Below are 26,254 nucleotides of genomic sequence, written 5' to 3' on the forward strand. Positions count from 1 at the left end.
ATTATTATAACTAGGTTTCATCGGGTTACAACATGTGCAATCTTTTTGGGTAGATGTCCGTTTTTTTCAGGTTATTTAATACAAAAGGCCGACCCCGGCAGCTTAGCTACACTGGGTCAGCCCCCTATTTACTTATTCATCGCCGTAATCGACATTATGGTACACTTGCTGAACGTCTTCCAAATCTTCCAAGGCGTCGATCATTTTGTCGAACTGCACTTGGGCGTCTTCCGACAGCGTTACGTCATTCTGTGCAAGCATCGTGACTTCAGCAACCGTAAATTCCGTCACTCCCGCATTCTTGAGCGCTTCTTGTACGGCGTGGAATTGCTCGGCATCCGCATAAACCATAACGGTCTCATCTTCCTCGGTAACGTCTCGCACGTCCACATCAGCCTCTAATAAAATCTCAAATACCTCATCCAGCGTTTTGCCTGTAAGACCAATGACAGCCGTCGCATCGAACATATACGATACCGAACCGCTGACACCCATATTGCCGCCATTTTTACTGAATGCCGCACGCACAGCCGAAGCCGTACGATTCACATTATTGGTTAGCGCATCGACAATAATCATAGAGCCGTTAGGACCGAAACCCTCGTAGCGCAGTTCTTCATAGACCTCGTCCGAGCTTCCTTTGGCCTTTTCAATGGCGCGATCAATGATTGCTTTTGGAACGTTATACGTCTTGGCCCGCTCCAGAACGACTCTTAAAGCACGATTAGATTCCGGATCAGGCTCGCCTTTCCTTGCCGCAACATAAATCTCGAGGCCAAATTTGGCATAAATACGACTTGTATTTGCATCTTTTGACGCTTTTTTTTCCTTGATATTGTTCCACTTACGACCCATGTAATCCACACTTTCTTTGTTTACTTTAGTTTCATTATAACCGATTTTCGTGCATTTGGGACATGCTACTGCAATAAAAAGCGGTATCCGATCCCCGGCTCTGTCTCAATAAACTGAGGCCGTGTCGGATCCTCTTCTAATTTCTTCCGCAGGTGTCCGATGTAGATACGTAAGTAATGACTATCCGATTCATGGTGATGTCCGCCCCAGACTTGCTGAAGAAGCTGGCGCTGCGTGACCACCTTGCCCGCATTGGATGCGAGAATTTTTAATAGATCGTATTCGGTTGGGGTCAGCTTCACCCGGTTGCCGTCAAGCTCGACGAGCCGCTGTGCCAGGTCAATCACAAGCTTGCCGAATTGCAGAATCGGTTCGTCGACCGTTTTGGCCACATGCCGCAGCGCAACGCGAATTCTTGCGACCAGCTCCCCCATGCCGAACGGTTTCGTCACATAATCGTCGGCTCCGCTATCCAGCGCCACAATTTTATCTTCCTCCCTGTCTTTCGCCGTAAGAACGATGATCGGTATCCGTGACCATTCCCGAATTCGATGCAAGACCTCCATCCCCGACAGATCAGGCAATCCGAGATCCAGCACAATGAGGTCCGGGTGAGTGACGCTGGCTTGATACATGCCGTCCTCCCCTGTCGATGATTCATGAATCTCAAAGTGAAGCGCTTGTAAGGTGACTCTCAGCAGCTTGCGGATCTGAGGCTCGTCATCGATGATTAAAATCCGTGCTCCATTAGCTGTTGTCATGATGTTCTGGATTCCCCCTCCGGATCGATTGGATACATAAAGCTCTGATCTCCTTTAGGCAGATTGATGATGATCAAGGTCCCTTTCTCGATGTTCGGCGCAGCCGTGATGGTTCCCCCGTGAGCTTCGATGATACCTTTGCAAATGGCGAGTCCCAATCCGGTTCCGGGCACATGCCTTGTCTTGTCAGCGCGATAAAACTTATCAAAAACACGTATTCGATCAGCGTCCGGAATGCCTATCCCGGAGTCCGCAACAGTCAGGGTCACACCATGGTCGTCCTGTCTGACCGAAATGATGATTTCACTGTGATCAGGCGAATATTTGATTGCGTTACTCACAACATTGACGAGCACTTGCTCGAGAAGCACATCATCGCCTAATAAGAAAGGCACATTCTCCGGTAAATCGACGCTGATCTTGCGATGCTGCTGAAAGTCTTTCACCTGTGACAGCACTACACCAATGATATCCTCGACATCACACCACTTCTTCCGCAAACGCAGCATGCCGCTCTCCAATTTCACCATGCCGAGCAGGTTGGTCACTAACCGGTTCATGCGCAAAGCCCCGTCTCGAATGGTCGAAAGCAGATCAAGGCGATCTTCCGAAGAGAATAACCGGTCGCCTTCGATCAAGCCTGTTGCCGATCCAATGATGGTCGCTAAAGGCGTGCGCAACTCGTGGGAAACGGAATCTAACAACGCCGTTCGAATTCGCTCGGATTCGGCAGTCAGATGAGCCAGCTTCGCCTCTTCGCCTAACTTGACACGGGCGATCGCGCTTGCGGCCAGGCCGCCGATGGCCTCAAGCAAACGCAAGTTTTCCGCGACGACACTTGGAGCCCGCTCTTCCAGATTTACAGCTAACACGCCGTATATTCGATCTTCCGTACGCAATGGAACGTAGAGACCAGGCGATTCTCTGAGTGTGTTAGATCCTCTTCCGGCCATCTCGCCATGTTCATATACCCATCGGGCAATAACCATTTCCGACTCCCCTTTCCCCCAGACCGGATGACTGGAAGAAGAGGCCGTTACCTTCAAATCGTCAATAGGATCAGGCAAGTAAATGGCGACTTGCGTGCCGATCGTATCGGATATTTGATTTGAAATGTTCTCCAGCAAAGAGTTGAAGTCTGTAATGGCTGTCATTTGACGACTTAATGCATAAAGGGTTGCTGTAGTCGCTTCTCTTTGCTTTACGAAGTTGAGCTGTTGTCTTAAGCGCGCAGCCAGGCTGGCCGTCAATGCGGCAACAGCCAGATAGACCACAAAGGAAATCGTATACCGTAAATCGGCAACCGTAAAACTTAGAACCGGGGCGACAAAAAAGAAATCGAAAGCCAGCACGCCCAAACTTGCCGCATAAAAAGAAGGCCGTAGCCCCCAATATACAGCGCTAAAAAGGACGGGAAACAGATAAATGAGTGCAATATTGACCAGGTCGAACGCTAACCCGAAGGCATGCAAAATTACGGTTAGCAGGGCAATAAAAAGTGTAACTGCTGCATAAGGCCTCCAGCTGAAAGCACTTACCGAGCGAGATTTCGTCTCTTTATCAACAGATATTTTAGGTTTTCCAGGGATGACATGAATGTTGATCCCATCGCTATTCCGGATCACCTGTTCAACAATGGAGCTGCGAAACCATTCGACGATCCGTAAACGATTGGGTTTGCCTATGATGATTTGCTTCACGTTACGGGAGCGTGCTAAAGTCAGCAGCTCTTCGGCAATCTGGTTACCCGTAACGGAAACGACTTCAGCGCCTAGTTCTTCGGCCAATTGTAAATGACGAGCCAACTGATGCTGCCCCTTCTCGCTTCCCGGCATCCCTTGAGGCGTTTGCACATAGACGACGATCCAGTCTGACTTCAAACTGGCTGCCATTTGGCGGCCCATACGAATGAGTTGCGAGGAAAAAGGACTGGCGCTTACACATACCATCAGCTTCTCTGCAACAGGCCACGGACCTGGGATATGCTTAGCGTGCATATAAGCCTCAAGCTGGCTGTCTAACCGCTGAGCGGCGTAACGGAATGTCATTTCACGCAGTGCATTGAGGTTCCCGACTCGAAAAAATCCGAGCAGCTTTTCTTTTTTGTTATCATCATGATAGCTTTGATTGAACCTGCCGATCAATTCATCGGCAGGAATATCGACCAGCTGTATATGATCCGCGTGCTCCAAAAAAGTATCAGGTACCGTTTCGATGATCTTAACACCGACAATCTGTGTCACAATATCATTTAAGCTTTCCACATGTTGAATGTTAAGCGTTGTATATACATCAATTCCTTGAGCAAGTATGGCCTCTACATCCCAATATCGCTTGGGCTTGAGTGATCCTGGCACATTCACGTGCTGAAGGTTATCGATTAGTACTAGATGGGGACGCCGCTTGATAATTTCTTGAGTGTCCATTTCATATGCCTGGTTGCCTTGATATTGAATAGAACGCGGCGACGCGGAATTGAACCTCTCCTGAGACGCCAGTTTCCGGGTATCCGGGTAGTTGTCAGCCTCTATCCATCCTAACAGTACATCTGCCCCTCTATCTCTCTGCTGCTTTGCAGCCGTCAGCATGGCATAGGTCTTGCCCACGCCGGGAGCAGCCCCAAGAAATAAAGTTAAATTGCCTCGCTCTTTACGCGATGATTCCATTCTAGTCACATCCTGCACAAACTCATGAATTCCATTCCATTATAAAACAATATTCGGATCAAAATCAGCAATAATGAGTACATCCATATGTCTGGAAAGACGTATTAACTTTTTGACGACAGAGCCTTTCCGCAACTCTTCCCAGAAAGATAGCTTGGATTGTCCGATAATTAACTGCGTAGCTTCAACTTCCCTTGCTTTCATAGATAAAATGTTTGCGATTTCCTTCGGGTTATGACCTTCATGAACGATAAATTTCCCGCCTAATCGAACCGTCAACCGTTCCATCGCTTCGAGCCTTTGCTTTAGTTCGTCGGAAATGGTTCCCCCTATATTTACATAATTGACATACCAAGCAGCCTTTAGCCGGTATGCGGTCCGGAAGCCGCGACGTATTAATCGTTCGGCGTGCTGCGTACTATTCACGCATACGAAAATGACTTCTTTTCTTCTCCACGGACCGCGGAGCGAGCTTTTTCGTTCCCATGATTCCAATCTTTCATCCACATCATCGGCGATTTCGCGAAGCGCGAGCTCGCGCAAGGCGATGAGGTTGCCCGTTTTAAAGAAGTTCGATAATGCCTGATCCACTTTGGCCATGGCATAAATTTTCCCCTCCCGCATGCGCTGCTGCAAGGCTTCCGGGGCAACGTCAATGAGCTGCACTTCATCCGCCATTTGAAGGATATTATCCGGCACTGTCTCCCGGACCCGTATGCCGGTTATTTGTTCAACAGCATCATTCAAGCTCTCCAAGTGTTGAACGTTTACTGTTGTAATGACGGATATTCCGGCACCCAGAATCTCTAGCACGTCTTCATATCTTTTTTTATTTTTGCTCCCGGGAACATTGGTATGGGCAAGCTCATCGATCAGTACGACCTCGGGACAGCTCCGAATGATCGCCTCAGTGTCCATTTCCTCTAAAGAAACGCCTTGATACCTGATATTTTGACGAGGGATTACTTGCAGACTCCCTATTTGGGCGATCGTTTCTTTACGATTATGCGTTTCTAAAAGTCCGATTTGCACATCGATGCCCTTCTTGAGATGATCGTTCCCCTCCCGAAGCATCATATAGGTTTTCCCGACGCCAGGTGCCGCCCCTATATACACTTTGAACTTGCCTCTCTTGATCTTGCCGATTTTTTCGGCGACTTCCTGTTCGCTTAACCGGCGGTATTTATGCTGCTCCTCGGCCGATACGATCTTGGCCGGGAGAATTCGCTCCCCCTCATGCGCTGCCCGGTCGGCGACCAGAAAAACATCAATGTTTTTGGTGACTTTGAGCAACTCATTCACAATGGATCCCTGCCAAAATTCTTGCCACCTCGTATGCTTCGTATGTCCCATGACTATACGCGTAACCTGATGACGTGTCGCATAGTGGACGATTGTTTTGGGCATCCATCTGCGATTCCGGAAAGGCAGCTCTTCGAACTCGCCCCCCACCTTCTCTACAAGCTTAAGCATACTCCGCCGAAAGGTTGTGGCTTCTTTGGACAACGGTTTCTTGAAATTGCGAAACGTGACGACCATCAGATCACCATTCAATCGTTTGGCAATTTGTTGACCTCTCCGAACATAGATGGAGCCGTTCCAGTGATATTGGGTAGAAACAAGGATTCGCTCCGTAGCTCCGGACGGGCCGGCAAGTCCCATTTCTTCCCGGTGCTCCTTCAAGGACTCATTGACATCCTCAGCAACTAACCGAAGAGCCAGTTCTCGAAGAACGCCCAAGTTGCCCCGCTTGAAAACCGATGTATCTTTATTGACTTTGAGGTGCCCCTCTGCAAGCCTGCTCAATATCGTTTCCGGTGTTACGTCAATGAGTCTTACCTCATCGGCCAACTCCAACGTGTCTACAGGTACCGTATGTTCGACCTCGATCCCCGTCAATTTATGAGCAAGCTCTGTATACCCTTCCAATTCATAAACATTCACCGTCGTTATAACGCTAATATCATGAGAAAGCAAAAATTTGATATCTTCCAACCTGCTGGGGAACCGGGCATCGGGCCGATTCACGTGAGCAAGTCCGTCAACAAGAACGACTTCCGGATTCCTTTCCAACAGGGCATCCAGATTCAAATCTTTCATTTCAGTCCCGTTTTTGGACCAATGAATACTTGGGACTCTTTCCAGATCCCCTAATTGTTCAACGGTCTCAGGTCTTTGCAATGTTGAAACCGCACAGATGACGACATCAATCCCTTGCTGCCTTAAGGTATTCCCTTCCCGCAGCATATGGTATGTCTTGCCGGAGCCGCTGACCGGTCCGATATATATCTTTAAGGTGCCTCGATGGAGCTTGGAGATGGAGTGCAAAATTTCCTCTGGCGTTTTTCTTTTAAAACCTTCCAATGCCGATTTCCCCTTTTAAGAAAAGATGAATGAAAACAGGAGAAAGCCACTCCCGATTGCCCGGAAGCGGCTATGTCATTATAGCTTCACTTGCTTCATCAACTCCATGTTTAATTCGGTTACATTTACACGTGGCTCTCCGAATACACCCAGCTGCCTGCCTTTTGTATGAGCCTCTATGAATTGTACGAGCTGCTGCTCGCTTATTCCCGTTTCGCGGCTGATTCTTGGCACTTGCGCTTTGGCCCCTTCCGGAGACAAGTCCGGATCGAACCCGGAGCCTGAGTTCGTCACCAAATCAGCCGGAATGTCGTTCAAATTCGGGTTTTCCTGCTTGACTGCATCAATCTTTTCAGCGATCCCTTTTACGTAATCTTCGGAAGTGACCGCCTTATTGGAACCTGCTGAAGCAGTAGGATCGTATTTAGCATTCGATCCTCTTGGATGAAAGAGCTTTGGAGACTCGACGCTTTGAGCTAACAATTCCGATCCGACAATTTGACCACCTGACTCGATTAAACTGCCGTCAGCTTGCCGAGGAAAAATGGCTTGAGCCACCCCGGTTGTCACCAGGGGATAAATCAGTCCGCAGATAAGCATGAGCACTACAGACGCACGGATTGCGGTCAGTATCATTTTCATAATGCGCATCTCCTTTTATACGATGTGAAGCCCATACAGCACTAGATCAATCAACTTAATGCCGATGAATGGCACAATAACCCCGCCGATTCCATAGATGAGAACGTTTCGTGCAAGCAGCCTGTCGGCTGACATGGCACGGTATTTCACGCCTTTCATGGCAATCGGGATCAGCAGCGGAATAATAACGGCATTAAAGATTAATGCCGAAAGAATCGCTGACTTCGGCGATGCCAGATTCATAATGTTTAATGCCTCTAATTGAGGCATCGCCAGGATGAACATGGCCGGAATAATCGCAAAATATTTGGCGATATCATTGGCAATAGAGAACGTGGTCAACGCCCCGCGCGTGATCAGCAGCTGCTTCCCGATGGAAACGACGGAGAGCAATTTCGTCGGATCAGAGTCCAAATCGATCATATTGGCGGCCTCTTTCGCAGCCATCGTACCCGAATTCATCGCTAGACCGACATCCGCCTGAGCCAGAGCCGGCGCGTCATTCGTACCGTCGCCAGTCATCGCAACCAACTTGCCTTCTTGCTGTTCTTTTTTAATGGAAGCAATTTTATCTTCCGGTTTCGCCTCGGCAATGAAATCATCCACACCCGCTTCAAGCGCAATCGTAGCCGCCGTGAGCGGATTGTCGCCTGTACACATGATCGTCTTGATCCCCATCGCTCTAAGTTCTGCGAATCTTTCCTTCAGTCCGGGTTTCACCGTATCCTTCAAATAAATAACGCCATAAATGCGTTCGTCCACGGCTACGGCCAGCGGAGTTCCTCCGGCTTTTGCAATCCGGTTTGCGATCTCTTCCAAGTCGCTTGGAATGCTGCCGCCTTTGGATGCGATATGCTTCTTGATCGCATCAACCGCACCCTTGCGAATTTGAATGCCACCCGGCAAGTTTAGACCGGACATACGAGTCTCAGCCGTAAATTCAACTACGTCAGCCTCTCTATACTCATCTTCGGCCCATGAGTCGCCAAGCTTGCCTGCAAGCTCCACAACGGAACGTCCTTCCGGTGTTTCATCCTTGACGGAAGCTTTGAGCGCGGCAAACGTCATTTCTTTCGATGATACGCCTTTAACAGGAAGGAATTCCGAAGCCATCCGGTTTCCATACGTAATTGTTCCTGTCTTATCCAGGATAAGCGTATCAATATCACCGGCGGCCTCTACAGCTTTACCGGACATGGCCAGCACGTTAAATTGCGTTACGCGATCCATACCCGCGATCCCGATCGCGGAAAGCAGTCCGCCGATCGTTGTCGGTATTAAACAAACCAGCAAGGCAATCAAAGTGGCTAAATCAAGCTGCACATTCAAATATTGCGCCATCGGAACCATGGTAATGATGACAATCATGAAGATCAGCGTGAGTACGGCAAGCAATGTTGTTAGTGCGATCTCGTTCGGCGTTTTTTGCCGTTTGGCGCCTTCAACAAGGGAAATCATACGATCCAGGAACGACTCACCGGGATCGGTCATTACTTTTACAACAATGTAGTCGGAGGCCACACGCGTTCCCCCCGTAACCGAAGAGAAGTCGCCGCCTGCTTCCTTAATGACAGGAGCGGATTCACCGGTTATCGCGGATTCGTCGATGGATGCAAGTCCCTCAATAATTTCGCCATCCGTCGGGATCATTTCCCCGGCATCCACTCGGACGATGTCCCCTTTTTTCAATTGAGTCGACGGTACCTGCTTGAAAGATCCGTCTTTTTGGACCAGCTTCGCCATCGTTTCGGATTTGGTTTTCCTTAAGGTATCTGCTTGCGCTTTGCCCCGCCCTTCTGCCAATGCTTCGGCAAAGTTGGCAAACAACAAGGTAAACAGCAAGATGAAAAATACAGCGATATTGTAGCCACGACCTACATCCGAAACGATAAATAGATCAGGCCAAATCGACAACAATAACGTAATGACCGTTCCTACTTCGACAATAAACATAACCGGGTTTTTCACCATGACCGCAGGATTTAACTTCTTAAAGGCATCAATGCTCGCCTGTGATACGATTTCCTTCGTTAATGTTTTCTTACGTTCAGTAGCCATATAAATCGGATCCTCCCTAAACTAACCCCACAATGTGAAAGCTTGATCTAACAACTCTTATCGCGACATGGCCAGGTGTTCAGCAATCGGTCCCAATGCAAGAGCAGGGAAGAAAGTGAGCGCCCCAATCACAAGAATGATCATAATTAAAATGCCTGTGAACAAAGGGGTATTGGTTCGCAGCGTCCCTGTCGTTACCGGAACAACCCGCTTCGTTGCAAGAGATCCTGCGATCGCAAGCATCGCAATCATCGAAATATAACGGCCTAACAACATGACGAGTCCAATGCCTATATTGTAAAAATTCGTATTTGCGTTCAGTCCGGCGAATGCGGAACCGTTATTGGCCGCCCCTGAAGCAAAGGCATAAAGCACTTCGGATAGACCATGCATGCCTGCATTGGAAATCGAAGCGATCGCATCCGGACGCGTCAGCGCAAGAGCTGTCGGCGCGAGAATGATTAATGGGTGGACAAGAAGCGCGATGGAGGCCAGTTTGACTTCCTTGCCTTCAATCTTTTTACCGAGAAATTCCGGCGTACGCCCCACCATCAGACCGCAAATGAAGATGGATAAAATGAGATATAACAAACCATTCAGGAGCCCAACCCCTTTGCCGCCAAAAACGTTATTGAGCATCATTTCGGCAAGGGCTACAAAACCGCCAATTGGGGTTAACGATTCATGCATATTGTTCACAGTTCCTGTTGTGGCCGCTGTTGTTGCTGCGGTGAATAACGCGGACTGGGATAACCCGAACCGGACTTCCTTGCCCTCCATATTTCCGTTAACGCCCATTGTATCCAGGGCAGACACCCCGCGATACTCCGAAACCAAGATCGTTGTCAGCATAACCAGGAAAATGAGCCCCATAGCTGCAAATACAGCCCAGCCTTGCTTTTTATTTTTAATCATTAGACCAAATGCATAGACAAGAGCGGTCGGCAGCAGCATCATACAAACAATGTGGACAAGATTGGTTAAAGGCGTCGGATTTTCAAACGGATGCGCGGCATTGGTTCCAAACCAACCTCCTCCATTTGTACCTACATGCTTAATGGATTCAAGCGATGCTACCAAACCTCTGGTAATAGTCTGCTGCGCACCTTCCAGCGTGGTAGCCGTAACTGCGCCTTGCAGTGTTTGCGGAACGCCTTGGAACACCAGGAACAACGCAACAATGAAGCTAAGCGGCAAGAATATACGAGTAATCGAACGAACCAAATCCACATAAAAGTTGCCGAGATTATCCTGACGACCCACTAAACCGCGAATGAAGGCGATCGCCACTGCAAAGCCGGTTGCCGCCGATGTGAACATCGGGAACGTAATCGCAAGCAACTGCGATAAATACGAGAGTGCATTTTCTCCGCTATAAGACTGCCAGTTCGTATTCGTAATAAAGGATACCGCCGTATTAAACGCTTGCGCGGCCGGCATATTATTTATGCCATCCGGATTCATCGGCAAGTACTTTTGCAGCCTCAAGACAAGATACATAAGAATCAGCATAACGAAGTTGGATAGGAGCACTGCCCCCAAATACTGTTTCCAACCCATGGATTCTCCTTCGCGAACCCCCATGATTCGATAGGCCATCCGCTCAAACGGGCCAAAAAAACGATCTAAACCCGACTTTTCATAATCAAATACTTTGACCAGATAGGTGCCTACCGGCTTAACCAAAAGCATGATAATAAGCAGCGTTATAGCAACCTGTACGAATCCCATACCCATCTCGAAATTTCCTCCTCAGTCAATTAAACCGATATGAATTCACTAGAACTTCTCCGGCTTTACTAAAACAAATCCAAGGTATACAATAAGCGCCAATGCAACGATTCCAATTATGATCATGGATTTACCTCCCTAGGCTTTTTCACAGAACTTAAGAAAACCCCAAAAGACTAAAAATGAAACAATGAACAATACAACCATCGTAAAATCGTTAACCATACTTTTGACTTCCTCCAATCGGCAAAATACTAATCCAGCAAAAATGAAACATTGCCTGTCTTTGAATAAATGACATGATCAGCACCAAGTCCTTTGTAGATAAACCTTGCGTTATCACGCTCGGTGATGACATAGACCGGTTTAGAGGACCACTTCCGGATGATTTGCAAATATCGGCAGCATAACGATAAACTACTTTCAAACAAAAAGATTTTACCGATTCTGTATTTGGGAGCTATCCAAGTCTCATGTTCAGTCGTATCCAAAACAATGGCATGATCCGCGCCAATCTCGGAAAGGTGCTGCTGCTCCTGCTTGTTATTCGTTACAACCGCAAAAGGCAAGCCCTTAAACTTTAAATAATAAATAAATTGCTCGCTAGCTTTCGTGGTAGCTCCAACCAGTATGAATTCCGATTCATTCATGACTTACTCATCCCCTTCGTGAATACATTGAAATCTTAATACGGAATGCTGTAAAAAGGGGGTAAAGAAATCTAGTCCAAAGTGTAAAAAAAACGTAAAAATGATGAAAATGTCGAATCCGTCCGTCTTAGAAACCCAAATATTCACTCTCCTTATCTGTGAAAAACAAAAAGAAGCCCAGGAGCAGAGAAACTCTACTCTCAGGCTTCTACTCAGCATTAAGAAACGAGCTTCTGAAACACGATCGAATGTCGTTCTCTCTCAATACGCTTACGAGGTTAGCTGTCGGATTCGGGCTTGAGAGTCCCCTGTTTCGGCAAAAACCAAACAACCCGCATAAAAAAAACAAAGGCCATTCGTTGTGAACGGCCTTTGTTTATCATTTATTTATTTTAAGATCCTTCTGATAAAGAGATTGTTGAAAGACCGCCCTCATACCGAGCTGCTCGTACAGACGGTTGGCTCCAGTCAGACTGGATGCATCGACGCTAAGCCGGATATTCCGGATCCCAAGCTCATAAGCCTTCTTGAAAACATGAAGCAGCAGCGCAGAAGCAGCACCTTGTTTCCTCCATGCACGGCGAACACCCAATAGATCGATGTATACGTGATCTTGAAAATTTTTACTGATGATAAAACCGGCAAGCTCATTGCCATCCCAAGCGGTAAACCACAGATTCCGCTCATAGTGTACGCCGCTCTTTCCTTCCATCCACTCCTCGAAGCTTGTTTCATAAAACCGGTTTGTATCTTTAAAGGATTCCCGGTATGCTTGAAAAACCGCTTCTTCCATGCCCTGTTGAAAAGGTCTGATCTCAATGCCTGCAGATGGCGGACGAATAACAGGCTCTTCGGTAAGTTCTATGATCATCCGACTATATAAGCGCTTAAATGCATATTCGCGTTCTGCCATGATGGTTCTGGCAGATTCATTACTTGCAGGTATTGCGTTACACAACACCCAACCCTGTTCCGGATGGTCTGCTGCGTAATGCGCTGCCCTTTCTTCGATGCGCTCTACCAGTTCCGTTCCCACTCCCCTGCCTACATAGCTAGGATGAACATATCCAAACGACATCAGTGCGCCTTCCCCTGTCTTCTCTACAAAGGCAAAACCGATGATTCGTTCCCCGGAGCGAGCTACCCAGGTATCTTTGTCCAAATCCAGAGGTCCTAGAATGTCCAGGAGATCTTCCAGAACAAAATCAGGCTGGCCGAAGTCCGCGATATCGCAATCGATGACGAGAGCGGTAATCTCTGAAGCGTCATCCATGGATGCAGGAGTTATCTGAAATGATTTTTTAAAGTTTGTCATAAGCAGTTTTCAACCCTTTCTATTACGTTCGAACGATGAAATATGAGAAAATAGCCGCAGCAGGATTAGTTCATTATTCGTGTTGTATGTATACAATTCCTTTAAGCAAATCCGAGAGCATTTCGAAATCGTTTTGGCATGTCAGCAACCTCATATAGGAAAACTTTTAGCAAGAATAGCAAAATAAAAAGCAAGGATTGTAAAGAATTAAATAAGCCGGATTGCTATGATAAAGATGATCCAATAACCGTTGGAAATCTTAAAGAAAGTCTTGGAAATTTACTACCATAGTAATGTTGGAGGTATATGAATGACTCAATATATTGGAAATGGTGCTTACTGCTATGCTAATTCTACTGCTATGCTATTAGCTTCTATTGGAGAGAAAATTTCCCCTTCTACAATAGAAGTTTTAACGGGCGTAGGACTCGGGGCTATGTGGGTTGATGATTTACTCTACTTTAGCAGTTGGGCTGGCATGCCTGACAATGGAATTAGCCGGGCATTACGAATTCTCGGATTCGAGTTTGAGGAGAAATATAGCCAAGATGGGGAACAACTGCCGATCCGACAATTAAAGCAAGATTTGCAAAAGTCGCCCGTCGTACTTGGACCTCTTGATATGGGTTATTTGCAATATAACCCTAATTATAAGAACCTTTTCGGGGTAGATCATTATGTGCTGGCTTATGCTATTGATGATGAGTATATCCATGTTCACGATCCTGCAGGATTCCCATTTGTTTCGTTATCACATGCTCTTTTAGAAAGGGCTTGGAAAGCAGATAAAGTGTTCTATCGCAAAAACAGTTATCGAAATTGGGTATCTCCACTACGTACTTCTTCTCCAACCGCAGAGGATATTTATCACCAGGCAACCGCATTTTTCAAATCTATTTACAAAGAATCACAGGAATATGCGGAGAAAGAAAATAAGCTTTACGGAAAAGAAGCCATCACAGCTTTGTCCGATAAAATCAAAGACGGAAATGTGGCTCCTCATCTAATTGGACATTTATCTTATTTTGCTTTCAGCGTTGGTTCAAGACGGTCTGGAGATTTCGCGGATTTTTTCCGCCCCTTCAATAAGAGATTATCTGACCTAAAACTGGGGCAAGGTAATTTATTAGGCAAATGTCAGTTGAACATGGTTCAGAATAACTTTCATAACGTTTCTGATGCTTTAATGGAACTTGCTTGTGCTGAAAATGAATTTTGTGAAGAACTTCTTAAATAAACTCTCTAATGACTGAAATTCCATAGACTAACGATACCTCACCATCCAAAATTCACAAGAGTATAAATAGCAAATGAGAAAGAGATAAGAACAGATACGACGGTAATAGTGACTGCCCAAATTTCCCTACAATTGTGTTTGAACAGACGGTAGATGGAGAAGAGTGCTGTTACGAAGGTCATTAAGATCATAATTCGTCTAACCCATATGACCCCTGACATTGTAACCATCATGTTTGTGCTTCCGCCCAAAAACAAAAGTATGCCCATGTGGAGCCAATGGTGAGAAGAAGCTAGAATGGAAAACAGGACAGAAAAAATAGAAGTAGCAGATTGCCTCAATTTAATATTCATTTGTTTTACCCCTTCCTTTTGCTAATGCATTTGTAAATAACTTAAATCCATTCAAGACTTGAAACTGCTCATCTTCTAATAATTCATCCAAAATCGATCGATAATATTGGATCGATTGCTCATGCACTTTTTCTAGAGAACGCCTTCCTTTATCAGTCAACGATACTAACACTTCCCGTCGATTCTCCTCATTTAAATTTCTGTTTACAAATCCTCCTTTAACCAAGGTATCGATTAACCTACTCACTGTACTACGTTCCAAAAATAATCGATCCGCCAATTCGCCAATTGTCAAGATCCCATCCTCCAGTTCTTGTAAGGAAAAGACTTGAGAAGGAGATAAATTAAAACCGCAAGGAGTAACATTTTGTTCAAGTAACCCGAATAACCGAATAAATTTCTGAACATTGTGACGCAGATCTAATATTTCTTCTCGATTCAACTTTTGTTCCTCCAATTTCTTAATGGCATCCACAAAAAAACGTGTATCACACAATATATGTATCATACACATAATAGATAAGTCAATAACGAACGAACTTATTCGTTATAACTATCCTGTCCATTAGCGCAACGAAGGCAGCCGAACTTTCTGGACCGGCTGCCTCCAAGTCTATATTGAGCTATCGTACCCGTTAACGTAATGGAGTTGACATTTCCCGCGGTAGTATTGAAGTAGGGATAGTACCAGCGAAGCTGACACCATTCGCAAAGTAGATGGATAAAAATGTTAATTATGTGATGTTGGAAAACAGACCGATATCTATTTTGAATCGGTCTGTTTTTTTCATAGGAAAGGAAGAAATCACACGGGTATATCTTCTTGAGCTTCTGGCTGTAATAGCTAATTTCGAATATACTTCAAACCACTAGCGTCTAAGCAAGTACCGAAGGCAACTTTTGCTTCCAATCTTGCAAGTGGCGCAACCAAACAGTGATGAATACCTACGCCGCCCTTGGCAAACAGGGCCAAGACCAATAGTGGAAACGTCGACGGTTCGGCCGCTAGGGGCTGACCGTTGCGTGTCGTGATTGAAAGCGGGCGTTCGAGGCATGGGCTCGGTGTTAGTCTTCGATTGCCTGATAGACCATGGTCCAGAAGTCTTGGATAAGATGCGCCGAATCCGGTGTGGACATCCCGACTTGAGTGAGCAGGATTCCGGTGAGCTGTTTGTCCGGGTCGGCGTACGCCGAGGTGCCGCTTCCGCCGTCCCAGCCGAACTGACCGATGGAAGCATAGTCGCCGCGGTAGGTGCGTACCGCCATCCCAAAGCCCCAGCCACCGTGCTGCCCTTGGCCATGCGACAAATGGACGTTGTTTTTTGCCAAGTCGTCTCGGAATGCTTGTTGCTCGGGCGTGAGGCGGTTGGTGGTCATCAGCTGGACGGCGGGACGGGACAGGATCCGTTCGGTCCCGTGCATCCCTTGGTTCAGCAGCATCCGTAAAAACGCGTGATAGTCGTCGACGGTTGAGAGCAGCCCACCGCCGCCTGCTTGGAACGCCGGAGGTTGGGTGTAGCGTCCGCCTGCGGCCTCGTCCCACACGTTGAACTTTCCGGTCTGCGGATCGGGGATGTAGGCGGGCGGCAGCCGGTCAATCTTGTTGGCGGGCACGTAGAAGCCGGTGTCCTTCATCCCCAGCGGATCAAGGATGCGTTCGCGCAGGAACGTCTCGAATGTCTGACCCGTGACCCTGGCAACGAGCACGCCGAGCACTTCATTGCTGACGTGGTACTGCCACCGCTCACCGGGCTGGTAGCTCAGTGGGAGTGTACCCAGGCGGCGCATCCACTCATCCGGATCGGGCAATACCACTTGTGGCGTGTCGTATATCCCCACTTCGAAGATCGCGTTCTGAATCGGGGAGCCCATCAATGTCAGATCCATTCCGAGCCCGAACGTAGAGGTCAACAGGTCCCGAACGGTGATCGGCCGCCGCGCCGGCACGGTTTCGTCCAGCGGGCCGTCGGGTCGTTTCAGCACCTGCCGGTCGGCGAGTTCGGGCAGCCATTTGTCTACTGGGTCGTCCAGGTGCAGCTTGCACTCGTCGAGCAGGATCATCACCGGCGCAACCCCGACCATCTTGGAAGTGGACGCCATCCGGAAGATCGTGTCCCTGCGTATCGTCGCGCCACCATCATGGCGCATCGTGCCGATCGCTTCGACGTGCGTCTCGCCGTTCCGGCTGACTAGGGCGACGAGCCCTGGAATCTTCCCGGAATCGACATGCCTTGTCAGCACGTCGCGCATTCTGCGCAACCCTGTTTCGGAGAAGCCGCTATTGCTTTGTCCCATCATCTTTTTCATTTAGTTTCCCTCTCTTTACTTTTTTATTAACCCTATTGTTTTAAATTACAATTCTTAAATAAAGTCACAAAAACAGCTCACCGGCCAAGAACAATATTCCGCTTGCCGTGAATACGCGGAGAAGCGAGATCCCTTTCGATCCGAAACGGTCAAACCGTTCTTATGTTCAACAAGCTCCCTTAAATGACTGTAACTTTTGACAAATCGGCATCCATGCCTTTGAGCAGAGCAAAGGTCAATTTATCCATCTTTGCGCCGTCAAAACAGATGGTTTTGATCATACGATAGTACTTCTTAGTCAAAGTAAACCCCGGCTGGAAAGAAACATCTTTAAATGTAGCGCCCTTGAACGAAACGTCGGTTAGTGCCGCTTTCTCAAACTTGACGCCGATAAACGTCTGTCCGTCCAAACACTTCCCGCTCAGATCGGAGTACTTGAAGTCAACCCCATCAAATAAACAACCTTCAAAAATCGTTTTTCTAAGATCGGTCATCGTTAGCGTGACGTCGGTCAGTCTTACTCCTGTGAATTTGGCTCCGTCAAGACCAGACTTGCTGAAATTGGTTCGTACAAGGATCGTCTTATTGAAGCTTGCATTTGTCAGGTCAAGCGCGGATAGGCTGCAGTCCGTCAGATTCGCGCCGTCAAAATTGGCCTCGCGTACATCGCTGCCTTCGAACGTACTGCCGTTCAAATCTGCGCCAGAAAAGTCGGAACCGTGCAACGCGCTGCCTTTAAACTGTCCTTTATGGGCTGTAACGCCTGCAAAATCGCTTTTCGCCAGGTTGCTTGCGCTAAAGTTTGTCACTACTTGCCGTTCTAGCGAGCGGGAGGTCATTGTCAATTTCTGATTCATAACATTCACATCTCCTTATAATAAGTTTTCTAACACGCGCTTTGAACCCGGATCGCTCATACATACCAACAGATGGTATGTATGACTTTAAAAATAAGCTGCCTTTCGGCAGTTTAGTTATCTATGCTGACTTCTCTAGCTGACAAACGAAACAGTTCCTCGTATCGTTGAAACATTTGCTCATCGAACAGATCAAGCCCCAGGCCTTTCAATATTTCATCGAAAAACCTTACCTTGCGCAACATCATCTCGGGCGAAGCTTGGATGACCGCCGGGTTTAGCCACAGGTTGGTGAGAATCATCAACGCTTCGCTAAGCTCCCTTGGATAGTCGGTTCGGATCGAGCCGTCTCGCATACCCTGTTCGATGATGGGCTGGATATAGACGGGTACGCCTTTTTCGATGATGTTCTCGATCTGGGCCGCCAGCAGCTTCGGATTGCGTAAGAGGTTCGGCGCAGCCGATGCCATTTCGTTTTGGGCGGGATTGTCGAGAGAGACGCGGGAAATCTTGCGGAGCTTCTCCAGGCCGTTCAGCCCATTGTCGTCCCGGACGCCGGACAGCATCTCGTCAACGCCTTTGAACAAATGTTCGGTGACGGCCTGCAAGATCTCTTCCTTCGACTTGAAGTGATGGTAAATAGCCCCTTTTGTTAGCCCGCCCAGCTCGTTGATGATATCCTGAATGGAGGTCTGCTCGTATCCTTTTTGAATGAACAGGTTAAGAGCCACGGTTAGGATTTGGTTGATTGTTTCTTCCGGATATTTATTTCTTGCCATTCGCTCCCTCCTTTCATACATTCGGTTGGTATGTAATTAATATATCCGATCAACCTTTTAATGTCAATCCAAAAAAAAAAAATTCAAAATCATTTGATTTGGGGGTGCTTTGTATCACAATTGCTATCGTGGACTTTTAAACTGGCTTGTCCCAAAGATGAATTGCTTCACCTGTTGACTCGCAAGAAAGGCAGCTAACCCGGCCTATGACACGGGCCGGGTTAGAGTTGTTGAACTAACGTTCCTCGTTAGCGTAATAGATCTGTTTAATCGATTATGGTTGCCAAACTTCCCATATGTTACCGTCAGGATCAGCGAACGTTATGTTTGGTCCGCTTGTCACCCGTTCTCCTAAAATATTCACTCCGTTTTCCTTGAAACGCTCAAATAGCTCCTCGATCCGTGGAGTAATGAAACATGCCATTGCATGGGGTTTGCCACTGTCCAATGACCATGAAAAGCGTAATCGACCGCCTTTTGCTCTCTGACAAATTCCTGCCACAGGTTGTCCATCGGAAGTTGTCATAAAATAGTCAGTGTACTCCCCTCTTCTATATTCGCTATGCTCCCATCCGATGACTTTCTTATAAAAGTCACGTACTAGCTCTGACTGATCAACGGTAATATCAGCCGAAAGTATTGTAGGGGTAGCTAGTTCTATTAGCCGTTTGTTGCCAGATGATAGAACAGTCCCGCCGCTTTAACATGATAAGTAAGTATTGTCGGACTTATTTCCGGTATCCCTTACATAAACTAAATTAGGCGTAGCCTTCAGATGTAAAGGAGTGAAAAAGGAGTCATGGCATTGAAAATATGGGTTGCTCGAAACAACGATACACTTCGAATCATCGCGGATCAAAAGCGTGTATCGATTGATGATCTCATAATACTTAATCCATCCATCGAAAGCCCAGATCAGAACATCGCTGGAAAACCGGTAAATCTTCCTGTCTTCACCGTATTGGATATAAGGCCGGTCACGATTCCACCGACTTGTTACATACCCCCAGAATATATCGAAAATTGGATTCCTTTGACTTCATTGGAAACCATGGCGGACAACGAATACGATGTTCTAATTGTTGGTACAGGTGCCGGAGGAGGAACCATGCTCTGGAGACTGTGCGAACAGTGGCGGAACAGCAATAAGCGGATTGGCATTATTGAAAGTGGCAACATTGTCATGCCTTCGCATGGCCGCAACCTTCCAATGATGAATCGCACACGTCTTGAACAATATTACCGGTACATATCAAAACCTTTGCAAGGCTCCTATCCGGAGTTTATAGGGGCAAGAGAAGTTATTTGCCTTGGAGGAAGGACCGTTTTCTGGGATGTGGTTGCTTCTCGCTTGGATTTGTCACTGCTTCCGGGTTGGCCGGTTCCGATTCGTGAAATGGAAACTTATTACGACATTGCCGAGCGGGTCATGAATGTCACCGAAGAGTATGCCAGAGGGTCTTCGTTAACGGAGATATTGCTGGATCGCCTGCAGCTACGCGGTTTTCCCGAATCGAGATATATGCCGATAGCCGCCGATATTCATCCGACAAAGTTCGGGGAAGTTCATGCGGATGTTTTTTTCAGTTCTTTTTCTCTCCTTGCCAGAGCTTCATTTCTCAGATCTTTCGATTTGGCTATAAACGCCCGTGCCGTTCAAGTGCTGGTCGATCAGGGGAAAGCAGCCGGCGTTAAGGTCATGTCTCCGGATATGAGTTCTTATAATCTTAAAGCAAAAACGATCGTATTATCAGCGAGTACGTATGAAACACCGCGTTTGCTTCTTCATTCGGGCATCCAGGGAGGAGCGGTTGGCCACTATATGACAAATCAAGTTTTTATGCTCGCTCCCGGAAAAGTGAACCACAGAGATTTCACGGATATTCCGGGAACTCTCGCGATTTTAATTACTGGAACGCCAGATAAGCCCTATCAGATCCGTCTAGTAGGACCAAGCGGTTATGATTGGTATCCATCTTCCCAAGCAAAACCGATCTTGGAGGAGCTGGAGATTCTTCTCCAATGTTTTGGTAAGATTGACCCTCGATATGAAAATAGGGTCGTACTAAACCCTGACAGAAAAGATGAATACGGAGTACCGGAAATAGAAGTACACTTTTCATTTAGTGAAGCAGAACTAACCGAAATTCAAAAGATGGTAGAGTCTGTAAAGCGGATTTCTTCCGTTGCCGATATCACCTTGGGTGAAATCTGCCTTGTACCTACCGGAGATTTGCATCACACTTCAGGTACATGCCGTATGGGTGATGATCCTACGACCTCGGTCACGGATAGCTACGGTCAGGTTCACCGCATTTCCGGACTGTATGTGGCCGACAACAGTGTATTGCCATTCATCGGGTCCGGAAATCCAACGTTGACCACAGTCGCGCTTGCTATTCGAACGGCAGACCATATCGTCTCCCTGGCATGAATAATTCATGCTGGCTCCCTTTCAATGGGGGGGGAATTACCATGTGTATTTGTACTTGACCTTTCCCAAGAGGAAGGGAATCAACTTCTCCGCATTGCCGCTTAAAAGACCCCAAACAGGAAAAAAGCGTCCTACCATATTTCATGAGCATTTCTTCGTTTTGGGGGTGGAGGTATTTCTTAACTTGATGGGTATGAATGGCAACCCTCCCCGTAACCTTTTCATTTATTGTTAAAATAAATTGCCATACCTAGTAGTTGCTCCAGCTTTTTTTCTTGTATAAACCCGTCATAATTGTTTTAGCTTTTTCGTCATCAGCTTGTTCTATAAAGTATTCTAGCATTCGTAAAATCATAGTTTTTTGTTGGTATGTAAGCCATAAGGTTCCAAGTTCAGATGATGTAATTGTTGGTTTTTCAGGCATATGGTATTCCCTCCAAATATCTTAATTTGTCCTAAGAAAATTAACATATACAATCTACTTTTTGTCAGTTTATGGTAATAGAGGGGCTCGCACACCTTAAAACTTGTCAATTAAACTGCATTTTAGGCGAAGGGTTGCCTCGTGGCAGCCCTTGTGAACTATCGTTTCCTTAGTTGAAGTAATAAATGATACTACATCCAATAATTGGAAGGAGAAAAAAGAAGAAACTGGTGTTTTTTTGCACAAGATACTCTTAAAGTATTGAATATAGGAGGTTTTCAAAACATTATGCATGAAAAAGCGAAGAATGAAAAAGAACACAATATACGACTAACATCGCCAGAAATGGCAAGTCTTTGGACTGCTTATTTAAATGATACTATGGCAATTTGTGTCATTAAGTATATGCTGGAAAAAGTTGAAGATAGTCAAATAAAACCAGTATTTGAATATGCCTCAAACTTGGCTGAACAACATGTCCAAATAATTGCCGGAATTTTTGAGGAAGAAAACTTTCCGATTCCATTTGGATTTACAGATAATGATGTTAATCTGTCAGCACCACGTTTATTTTCAGATACCTTCTGGTTAATGTACCTGAATGAAATGACAATTCACGGTCTAACTGGATATAATGTTGGATTAACAACTGCGACACGTTCAGATATTCGTGAATATTACACAAAATGTAATACTTCATCCATGGAACTTTACCATAGGACAACTGATTTATTGTTATCAAAAGGGGTTTTCTCCAGGCCCCCATATATTTCAACACCCTCAAATGCTGATTATGTAAAAAAACAATCTTTTATAAGCGGATGGTTCGGTGACCACAGACCTTTAAACTCAATTGAGATAAGTAATATTTTTTTCAATTTAAAAAAAGACATAGTGAATAGAGCTTTACAAATGGGATTTAGTCAAGTAGCAAAGTCTCAAGAGGTTAGAAATTATATGGTCAGAGGGGTGGATTTGACTTTCAAACATATAGAGGTCTTTAGCTCAATCTTACACGAAAACGATTTGCCTTCCCCTAATCGTTGGGAGTCGGAGGTTACGAATTCTAATATTGCACCATTTTCGGACAAGTTGATGATGTATCATGTAATGGTATTGGTTGGAACAGCAGTAGGATTTTATGGTGCTGGAATGGCAGTATGCATGAGAACGGATATAGTATTACAATATCAACGTATTATTCTTGAAACGCAAAGATACGCAGAAGATGGAATAAACATAATGATTGATAACAGTTGGATGGAACAGCCACCTCAAGCTGATGACCGTAAAGCTTTAGCACATATTTAATAATCGTTAATGAAAAGTTGGGAAGGATATGGGAAAATGTACCCGCACTGAGGTATTTCTTTGGAGTATAGCGTTACCTGGATTTGGTCAGCTTCTTAATGGAAAATTTTTAAAAGGATTGTTACTTGTTGGGTTGGAATTTTTGATTAACTCTCAATCCAACTTAAATGAAATTATTATTTCCAGTTTTCACGGTGAAATTGAGAAGACCATAGACCAAACAAATTATCAATGGCTAATGTTTTATCCTTGCATTTATATGTTCGGTATTTGGGACGCATATAAGGATGCAGGTGGCGGTACAACACCATACTCAGTTGTCCCCTTCGCATTTGGTGCATATTGTGGTACGTTTGGGATCATATATTCACGTGACTTTCTCGGTGCAGTTTGGCTTGGTATCGTTGGATTGTTCTTGGGAATAGCAGTTGGATTACTAATAAGAACAACTCTGCGAAACCGATTGTAACTAAAAGGCGGGTGACGGTTTATAACCGTTGCCTTTTTCTTGTTTAACATGACTGTGGCCATTAGTTGAACTAATTCCATGATTACCATGTGTTGGAATCCCCTCTATATCGTTGTCGTTCAAATTCAACTCTTGGTCGTTTTTTTATATATCAATTGATGTAATATTAGGCTATGATGTAACCATCACATAACCTAATTTCGTTTCTTCCAATAGATTGGAATCACACGCGGGACGGACAACAATTCTAATTTGATTTCTGCAAAGAAAGCGAACTCAAAAATAAATTGTTAGAACGTACACATTCCTTAAAATGCCCTCTAAACGTTCAAAATCATCATGCTTAGATGCACCTTCTTTCCCCTCTTGTCTACCGTAATATATATCCAACAAATTTCCCCCTAGAAGGTGTAACTTATTGACTACTTACGAGTATTATTATTGCTTTAATTGTCAACGATTAGAACTTGTTACAGAAGCATCGAAGGTTTTCAAAACTGGATTCACAAACTTTAAAAGTATTGAGTATCCTATTGGTTACTGTAAAGAGAGCCATGCAAAGCAACAAAACTTCGACAAAGCGTAGTGCAATCTGAATATTATAAGCTATTCTGCGGTGATTCGAATCATAAAATAGGAGTCGTTGCTGCGTTAATCTGCCCGTTAAATGAAAATAGGAGCAGCTGCCGCGGCGGACTGCTCCTTGTTATATTCAGCTATCGTCTCCGTTAGTTGAACGATCATCCTTCATACAAAAAGTGAGATCTATTCAAAGTGATGCACGTTTTCAGACACCCACTGGGCAAAGGTGCGTGCTTGACGACCAGTGACCTGCTCGACAGTCGGAACCACAGTATACGCAGATTTTGGAGGGTTGGCGTGCCATCCTATTACAAAATCGATAACGTCCTCTTGAGCCCCTCTTTTTCTCATACGTTCGCGCGCTTGCTCTTCGGTGAGCTCAACGAAATGGATATCCCTCCCGATCGCTACACTGATCGTGCGAACCTTCTCGGGAATGGTCAGCACTTCGGGGCCGGTCAGCGTATAAATTTTACCTGCGTGACCAGAGTTGATTAGCGCGGACGCAGCCACACTGCCTATATCAGCGGGGTGAATCATAGCATCCAAAGAGTCACCAAATGGCTCACTCAAAACACCTTCCGTGCGGATGGACTCCGCCCACATTAATGCATTGGACATAAACTCGGGGGTAGGCTGGAGAAAGGTCCACTCAAGGCTGCTGGCTTCCACTGCCTGCTCCACTGGTCCGTTCACACCACTCCACAATACGGTGACTCGCCTTACACCGGCCTTCATAGCCAGTTCAATAATCTCAGGTCCAGTCTGCAGTGGTCCGTATCCTTCACTGCTGAAAGTGATCAAATGCATCCCTGTAACGCCGTTCAATGCCGGTACAAGAGATTCTGGTACAGTAAGGTCGCCATACACGACCTCAACTCCTTCCGGAAAGTTTGCATTTGCCGGATTGCGCGTCATCGCACGCACACGTTGGCCGGCCTGGACAAGTTGATCGACTACATGACGACCAACATTACCGGCTGCTCCTGTTACTAAAATGGTCATTGTTCACGGGGATGCTCAGGAGACGTTGGCAAGGATCAATCAGTTGGGTCGAAGGTGCCTCACGCTCGCCGGAGATATCGGAGAAGAATCATTTTGCGGGCATGTGGTGGAAATGACGAACCGCACTTTCGGCCGAATCGACTGCCTGGTCAACAACGCGGCGGTGCAGTTTTATCAGGAGAGCATCGAAAGCATTACGCGCGAACAGCTGGAACGGACTTTTCGAACGAATATTTTTGCGATGTTCTATCTCACCAAAGCGGCCCTCCCTTACTTGAAACCGGGAAGTACGATCATCAACACCTCTTCCGAAACCGCAAATATCGGATTTAAAGGGATGATCGACTATTCAGCGACCAAAGGCGCGATTAACACGTTTACGCGTTCCTTGAGCGTGTCGCTGATCGACCGCGGGATCCGTGTAAATGCAGTTGCTCCGGGTAGAACGTGGACGCCTCTACAACCGGCATCGCTGCCTCCGAAGCTTTATATGTCGGCCGGTTTTGATCATCCTATGAGACGGGACGCCCAGCCTTGGGAGATTGCACCGGCGTACGTCTACCTAGCATCGGGCGATTCCACTTATGTGATGGGACAGGTGATTCATGTGAACGGGGGATCGGTTTTCGGTCAATAACCGATTCAGGGGTCCCGCCAACGTTTTAATGTTAAAATGTTGGCGGGACCCCTGAATCAAAATGATGTTTGAAGCCTTTTTGAGCATCTCACTGGTTTCAAAAAATAAGTTGTGAATTTGAAAAACGACAAGCAAGGACAGAACTACGTGTTGGTTTTTAATATATATATCCCTATACGTTACCCTAATAAGTCCTTTAATAGCAGGAATGGCACCTGAGAGCGGAAGCGTCAATATCATGGATAATCCCGCCTTCGCAACTAAATGTAGTTGTTTGCCATCATTCTTTTCGCCTGTCGTAACAACGGCTGCAGTCATAATCCGCGCTCTTGTGGCCCACCATTGCATCCTGGTCTTCTGAGACCCATAACTGTTCAAGGTCATCTGGAAAACAAGGACAATTAAAAATGTATAGACAATCTTGATCCCGGGGGAAATACAGTAACTGATCAAGTTGGAGAAAATCCCCATAAGAAATCCACCCAGTACCGCGCCCGGCAAGGTGATAAATCCTCCAAGTACGGCCCCAGCAAAAGACATAATGATCGCATCAAACATCATGTGGGTGTCCAGGAAAACGAACGGTGCCGACATGATGCCCGCTACTCCTCCCAGTACCGTTGCGATAATCCATGTTGCGGACAACACGCTTGATACCTTGACCCCCATCAGTTGAGACGCTACCGCATCCTGTGATGAAGCTCTCATGGCAAGCTAAACCTCTTATCGTGTGAATCAGCCCTCCCAATAATCCGGACGTTTACTTCAGATTGTCGGCATATGTATAAAAATTCCACCACAGAAAACAATATAGCTA

The 26,254-nt window shown here is 46.2% G+C and carries 22 protein-coding genes, 1 pseudogene and 1 riboswitch; of the genes and pseudogenes, 5 read left to right on the top strand and 18 right to left on the bottom strand.

What is annotated here, in order from left to right; genetic code table 11:
• Positions 1-132: 132 nt before the first annotated feature.
• The 10 genes from ICC18_RS27350 to ICC18_RS27395 all read right to left on the bottom strand — a co-directional run bounded on the left by ICC18_RS27350 (position 133) and on the right by ICC18_RS27395 (position 13,042).
• Positions 133-855 carry a YebC/PmpR family DNA-binding transcriptional regulator gene (locus tag ICC18_RS27350; protein WP_188177611.1) on the bottom strand — a complete coding sequence of 241 codons (723 nt, stop codon included), beginning with the start codon at positions 853-855 and terminating at the stop codon, positions 133-135.
• 65 nt (positions 856-920) lie between these two features.
• On the bottom strand, positions 921-1,616 hold the full coding sequence (locus ICC18_RS27355) for a response regulator (RefSeq protein WP_188177612.1): 696 nt from the start codon (positions 1,614-1,616) through the stop codon (positions 921-923).
• The gene (locus ICC18_RS27360) at positions 1,613-4,282 is read right to left on the bottom strand and encodes an ATP-binding protein (RefSeq protein ID WP_188177613.1); all 2,670 of its coding nucleotides are present in this window, start codon (positions 4,280-4,282) and stop codon (positions 1,613-1,615) included. Before ICC18_RS27360 ends, ICC18_RS27355 begins: the two co-directional genes overlap by 4 nt.
• Positions 4,283-4,321: 39 nt before the next feature.
• Positions 4,322-6,646, bottom strand: coding sequence for a histidine kinase (locus ICC18_RS27365; RefSeq protein WP_188177614.1), 2,325 nt, complete (start codon positions 6,644-6,646; stop codon positions 4,322-4,324).
• 78 nt (positions 6,647-6,724) lie between these two features.
• Positions 6,725-7,288 carry a potassium-transporting ATPase subunit KdpC gene (kdpC, locus tag ICC18_RS27370; protein ID WP_188177615.1) on the bottom strand — a complete coding sequence of 188 codons (564 nt, stop codon included), beginning with the start codon at positions 7,286-7,288 and terminating at the stop codon, positions 6,725-6,727.
• 15 nt (positions 7,289-7,303) lie between these two features.
• Positions 7,304-9,346 carry a potassium-transporting ATPase subunit KdpB gene (kdpB, locus tag ICC18_RS27375; RefSeq protein ID WP_188177616.1) on the bottom strand — a complete coding sequence of 681 codons (2,043 nt, stop codon included), beginning with the start codon at positions 9,344-9,346 and terminating at the stop codon, positions 7,304-7,306.
• 57 nt (positions 9,347-9,403) lie between these two features.
• On the bottom strand, positions 9,404-11,077 hold the full coding sequence (kdpA, locus tag ICC18_RS27380; protein WP_188177681.1) for a potassium-transporting ATPase subunit KdpA: 1,674 nt from the start codon (positions 11,075-11,077) through the stop codon (positions 9,404-9,406).
• A gap of 48 nt (positions 11,078-11,125) precedes the next feature.
• On the bottom strand, positions 11,126-11,203 hold the full coding sequence (locus ICC18_RS34880; RefSeq protein WP_188177682.1) for a potassium-transporting ATPase subunit F: 78 nt from the start codon (positions 11,201-11,203) through the stop codon (positions 11,126-11,128).
• Positions 11,204-11,331: 128 nt separating this feature from the next.
• Positions 11,332-11,727 carry a hypothetical protein gene (locus ICC18_RS27390; protein WP_188177617.1) on the bottom strand — a complete coding sequence of 132 codons (396 nt, stop codon included), beginning with the start codon at positions 11,725-11,727 and terminating at the stop codon, positions 11,332-11,334.
• Between the two features lie 251 nt (positions 11,728-11,978).
• A riboswitch (cyclic di-AMP (ydaO/yuaA leader) is annotated at positions 11,979-12,119 on the bottom strand.
• Positions 12,107-13,042: a GNAT family N-acetyltransferase gene (locus ICC18_RS27395; RefSeq protein WP_188177618.1), complete on the bottom strand. Its 936-nt coding sequence runs from the start codon at positions 13,040-13,042 to the stop codon at positions 12,107-12,109. (Overlaps the previous riboswitch by 13 nt.)
• A gap of 310 nt (positions 13,043-13,352) precedes the next feature.
• Here ICC18_RS27395 and ICC18_RS27400 point away from each other — a divergent pair, with 310 nt between their 5' ends.
• Positions 13,353-14,279: a YobF C-terminal domain-containing protein gene (locus ICC18_RS27400; RefSeq protein WP_188177619.1), complete on the top strand. Its 927-nt coding sequence runs from the start codon at positions 13,353-13,355 to the stop codon at positions 14,277-14,279.
• Positions 14,280-14,621: 342 nt separating this feature from the next.
• Here the strand turns inward: ICC18_RS27400 and ICC18_RS27405 are convergent, their stop codons facing one another.
• From ICC18_RS27405 to ICC18_RS27425, 5 genes are all read right to left on the bottom strand, one after another.
• Positions 14,622-15,074 (bottom strand): MarR family transcriptional regulator, encoded by a 453-nt coding sequence (locus ICC18_RS27405; protein WP_188177620.1) that lies wholly within the window; start codon positions 15,072-15,074, stop codon positions 14,622-14,624.
• Positions 15,075-15,697: 623 nt separating this feature from the next.
• The gene (locus ICC18_RS27410; RefSeq protein ID WP_188177683.1) at positions 15,698-16,927 is read right to left on the bottom strand and encodes a serine hydrolase domain-containing protein; all 1,230 of its coding nucleotides are present in this window, start codon (positions 16,925-16,927) and stop codon (positions 15,698-15,700) included.
• 191 nt (positions 16,928-17,118) lie between these two features.
• On the bottom strand, positions 17,119-17,796 hold the full coding sequence (locus ICC18_RS27415; protein WP_223192913.1) for a pentapeptide repeat-containing protein: 678 nt from the start codon (positions 17,794-17,796) through the stop codon (positions 17,119-17,121).
• A 113-nt stretch (positions 17,797-17,909) separates the two neighbouring features.
• Complete coding sequence (locus tag ICC18_RS27420) at positions 17,910-18,575, bottom strand: TetR/AcrR family transcriptional regulator (RefSeq protein WP_188177621.1); 666 nt, start codon at positions 18,573-18,575, stop codon at positions 17,910-17,912.
• Positions 18,576-18,849: 274 nt separating this feature from the next.
• Positions 18,850-19,236 carry a VOC family protein gene (locus ICC18_RS27425; RefSeq protein ID WP_188177684.1) on the bottom strand — a complete coding sequence of 129 codons (387 nt, stop codon included), beginning with the start codon at positions 19,234-19,236 and terminating at the stop codon, positions 18,850-18,852.
• A gap of 138 nt (positions 19,237-19,374) precedes the next feature.
• Here ICC18_RS27425 and ICC18_RS27430 point away from each other — a divergent pair, with 138 nt between their 5' ends.
• On the top strand, positions 19,375-21,009 hold the full coding sequence (locus ICC18_RS27430) for a GMC oxidoreductase (RefSeq protein WP_223192914.1): 1,635 nt from the start codon (positions 19,375-19,377) through the stop codon (positions 21,007-21,009).
• A 277-nt stretch (positions 21,010-21,286) separates the two neighbouring features.
• Here ICC18_RS27430 and ICC18_RS27435 read toward each other — a convergent pair.
• Positions 21,287-21,433: pseudogene (locus ICC18_RS27435) on the bottom strand (DUF3231 family protein); the annotation flags it as partial.
• A gap of 288 nt (positions 21,434-21,721) precedes the next feature.
• On the opposite strand from ICC18_RS27435, the gene ICC18_RS27440 reads away from it, so the two are divergent.
• Together ICC18_RS27440 and ICC18_RS27445 are read left to right on the top strand one after the other, a co-directional pair.
• A complete protein-coding gene (locus tag ICC18_RS27440) occupies positions 21,722-22,744 on the top strand; it encodes a DUF3231 family protein (RefSeq protein ID WP_188177622.1) in 1,023 nt (340 codons plus the stop codon).
• A 28-nt stretch (positions 22,745-22,772) separates the two neighbouring features.
• Positions 22,773-23,213, top strand: coding sequence for a hypothetical protein (locus ICC18_RS27445; RefSeq protein WP_188177623.1), 441 nt, complete (start codon positions 22,773-22,775; stop codon positions 23,211-23,213).
• Between the two features lie 765 nt (positions 23,214-23,978).
• On the opposite strand, the gene ICC18_RS27450 is transcribed toward ICC18_RS27445, so the two are convergent.
• On the bottom strand, positions 23,979-24,800 hold the full coding sequence (locus ICC18_RS27450) for an NmrA family NAD(P)-binding protein (protein ID WP_188177624.1): 822 nt from the start codon (positions 24,798-24,800) through the stop codon (positions 23,979-23,981).
• On the opposite strand from ICC18_RS27450, the gene ICC18_RS27455 reads away from it, so the two are divergent.
• On the top strand, positions 24,793-25,437 hold the full coding sequence (locus ICC18_RS27455) for an SDR family oxidoreductase (protein WP_188177625.1): 645 nt from the start codon (positions 24,793-24,795) through the stop codon (positions 25,435-25,437). The two genes, ICC18_RS27450 and ICC18_RS27455, sit on opposite strands and share 8 nt — an antisense overlap.
• Here the strand turns inward: ICC18_RS27455 and ICC18_RS27460 are convergent.
• The gene (locus ICC18_RS27460) at positions 25,363-26,145 is read right to left on the bottom strand and encodes a branched-chain amino acid ABC transporter permease (protein ID WP_188177626.1); all 783 of its coding nucleotides are present in this window, start codon (positions 26,143-26,145) and stop codon (positions 25,363-25,365) included. The genes ICC18_RS27455 and ICC18_RS27460 overlap by 75 nt on opposite strands.
• Positions 26,146-26,254 lie beyond the last annotated feature (109 nt).

The sequence above is a fragment of the Paenibacillus sedimenti genome (assembly GCF_014534655.1).
In the GTDB taxonomy this organism is placed as follows: Bacteria; Bacillota; Bacilli; order Paenibacillales; family NBRC-103111; genus Paenibacillus_E; species Paenibacillus_E sedimenti.